Below are 2,507 nucleotides of genomic sequence, written 5' to 3'. Positions count from 1 at the left end.
GTCAGCCGGCGGCACACCGCCGATCGGGCCCGCCGGCACCGCGCCGCCGGCCTGGCTCGCCACCGTCTCGTCGCCGAGCAGCAGCGCGGTCAGCTCCCGACCGGCCGGCACGTCGGCACCGCCCTCCGGGACGATCACCAGCGCGTCCGCGACCGCCAGGGCCGACATCTGGTGGGCACCCTGACCGCCGGCGAGATGCGCCACGGGCGGCCGTCCGTCGCCGGCGCCGGTAAGCCGGACCCGCAGGTACGAACGCCGGCCCGGGGACGCTCGCAGCTGCTGGGCCGTCCTGACGACCAGCGTCGGACGGTGCACGGACGCAAGCCCCCGCATCCGCCGCAACGCCGGTCGGACGAACAGCTCGAACGACACCAGGGCGCTGACCGGGTTACCGGGCAGCGTGAACACCGGCACACCGCCGAGCACCCCGAACCCCTGCGGCATCCCGGGCCGCATGGCGAGGCGCTCGAAGCGGACCTCCCCCGTGGCGGCGAGGACCTGCTTCACCACGTCGAAGGCGCCCACGCTCACCCCACCGGTGGTGATCACCGCGTCGGCATCGGCGAGGACATCAGTCAGCAACGCGGCGAACGCATCCGGGGAGTCGGGAACGCCGGCAAGCCGCCGGACCTCCGCGCCCGCCTCCCGCGCCGCCGCCGCCACCGCATGGCTGTTGGAGTCGACGATCTGCCCGGGGCCGAGCGTCCCACCGACCTCTACCAGCTCGCTGCCGGTCGAGAGGACCGCCACCCGGGGACGGGGATGGACGGTCGGTGCTGCCACGTTCAGCGCCGCGAGCAGGCCGATCTGGGCCGCGCCGAGCAACCGTCCGGCGGGCAGGACCAGATCGCCGGCGGCCACGTCCTCGCCGGCCCGCCGGATGTTCTGACCGGGCGCGGGTGCGCGCACCACCGTGACCTGGTCCATCCGGCCGTCGGTCCATTCGACCTGGACGACGGTGTCGGCGCCGGGCGGGAACGGCGCCCCCGTCATGATCCGGGCGGCGGTACCGCGCGCCACCGGCGCCGGTGTACCCGGCGCGGCCGGGATGTCCCCGGTGACCGGCAGGGTCACCGGGTGGTCGGGGCTGGCGCCGGCGACGTCCGCGACGTGCAGGGCGTAGCCGTCCATGGCCGAGTTGTCGAACCCGGGAAGGGCGACACCTGCGTGCAGGTCGGCGGCGAGTACGCAGCCGTGGGCGGACCCGAGTGGCAGCAGCCGTGGGGGTAACAGGCTGACGGCGGCGAGGATGTCGGCGATGTGCGCGTCCACCGACTTCACGTCGATCGCCTCACACCGATCGCCTCCACGCCGCCGGGCTCGCCACCCACCATGACTGTCACAGGCCGGGCTCGGCCTTGGGGCCTCCGGAAGAGACGTACTCCTCCAACCACGGGTACAGCTCCGCGCCGATGTCCGGCCGCTCGCACGCGAGCCGGATCACGGCCTTGAGGTAGTCCACCCGGTCACCGGTGTCGTACCGGCGTCCGGTGAAGACCACCCCGTGGACGGGCTCGGCGGCATCGTCGCCGAGATGAGCCAGCGTCCGCAGGGCGTCGGTGAGCTGGATCTCGTTCCCGCGGCCGGGCGGCGTCCGCCTCAGCACGTCGAAAATCGACGGCGACAGGATGTACCGGCCGATGATCGCGAGATTGCTGGGCGCCTCGTCGACCGGGGGCTTCTCCACAAGATCCCGGATGCGGACGGTCTGGTAACGCTCCCCCGCCGACCCGACGGCCGCCGGGTCGACCGTCGCCACCCCGTACAGCGAAACAAGATCTTCGGGTACCTCCATGAGGCCGACGACGCTCCCGCCGAAGCGCTCCTGTACGGTGAGCATCTCCACCAGCAGCGGATCGCGCTCGTCGATCAGGTCGTCGCCGAGCAGAACCGCGAAGGGCTCGTCGCCCACGTGCCCGGCCGCACACAACACGGCATGGCCGAGCCCCCGCGGCGCCTGCTGCCGGACCGAATGCACCTCGGCAAGCGCGGCCGACGCGCGGATTCGTTCCAGCCGGGTCGTGTCACCCTTGCGTTCCAGGGCGGCCTCGAGCTCGGTCTCCCGGTCGAAATGGTCCTCTACCGCCTTCTTGGTACGGCTCGTAACAAGAAGGACGTCTCGCAGACCGGCGCGAGAAGCCTCCTCCACCACATACTCGATGGCCGGTCGGTCGACGACCGGCAGCATCTCCTTGGGCAGGGACTTGGTCGCCGGCAGGAACCGGGTGCCAAGGCCCGCAGCCGGAATCACCGCCTTCTTTACTGACATGGGCGAAACCATAGCCGTAACCGGCGCCGGGCTCAGCGCGGCGTGGCACAGGCCCAGCCCACGGCAGGCAGGATCGGCACGTCGGACGGGCCGATAGGACCGAACCGGCAGGCCCGGTCCGCCCCCTTCGGCCGTCCGAGATGCTCCCCCTGTCGACGAGCGCGACCGCCGCATCCAGCGCCACCGGATCGCCGCATCGCCGGACCACCGGACCGCGGACCGCGGACCGCGGACCGCG

At 72.6% G+C, this 2,507-nt stretch carries 2 protein-coding genes; both read right to left on the bottom strand.

All coding sequences use genetic code 11. From position 1 onward, the window contains the following. A partial coding sequence (gene glp, locus DD1DGNOD_RS24240) for a molybdotransferase-like divisome protein Glp (protein ID WP_165037010.1) occupies positions 1–1,281 on the bottom strand: 1,281 nt, incomplete at its 3' end. Positions 1,282–1,339: 58 nt separating this feature from the next. Further along, positions 1,340–2,269: a UTP--glucose-1-phosphate uridylyltransferase GalU gene (gene galU / locus DD1DGNOD_RS24235; protein ID WP_131771111.1), complete on the bottom strand. Its 930-nt coding sequence runs from the start codon at positions 2,267–2,269 to the stop codon at positions 1,340–1,342. Positions 2,270–2,507: the final 238 nt, after the last annotated feature.

The sequence above is a fragment of the Candidatus Protofrankia californiensis genome (assembly GCF_900634765.1).
Classification (GTDB): domain Bacteria; phylum Actinomycetota; class Actinomycetes; order Frankiales; family Frankiaceae; genus Protofrankia; species Protofrankia californiensis.
This window is presented reverse-complemented; position numbering and strand designations above follow the sequence as displayed.

Excerpts from the sequence above, each read along its gene's own strand:
- galU (WP_131771111.1), bottom strand. The coding sequence starts at position 2,269 with ATGTCAGTAAAGAAGGCGGTGATTCCGGCTGCGGGCCTTGGCACCCGG.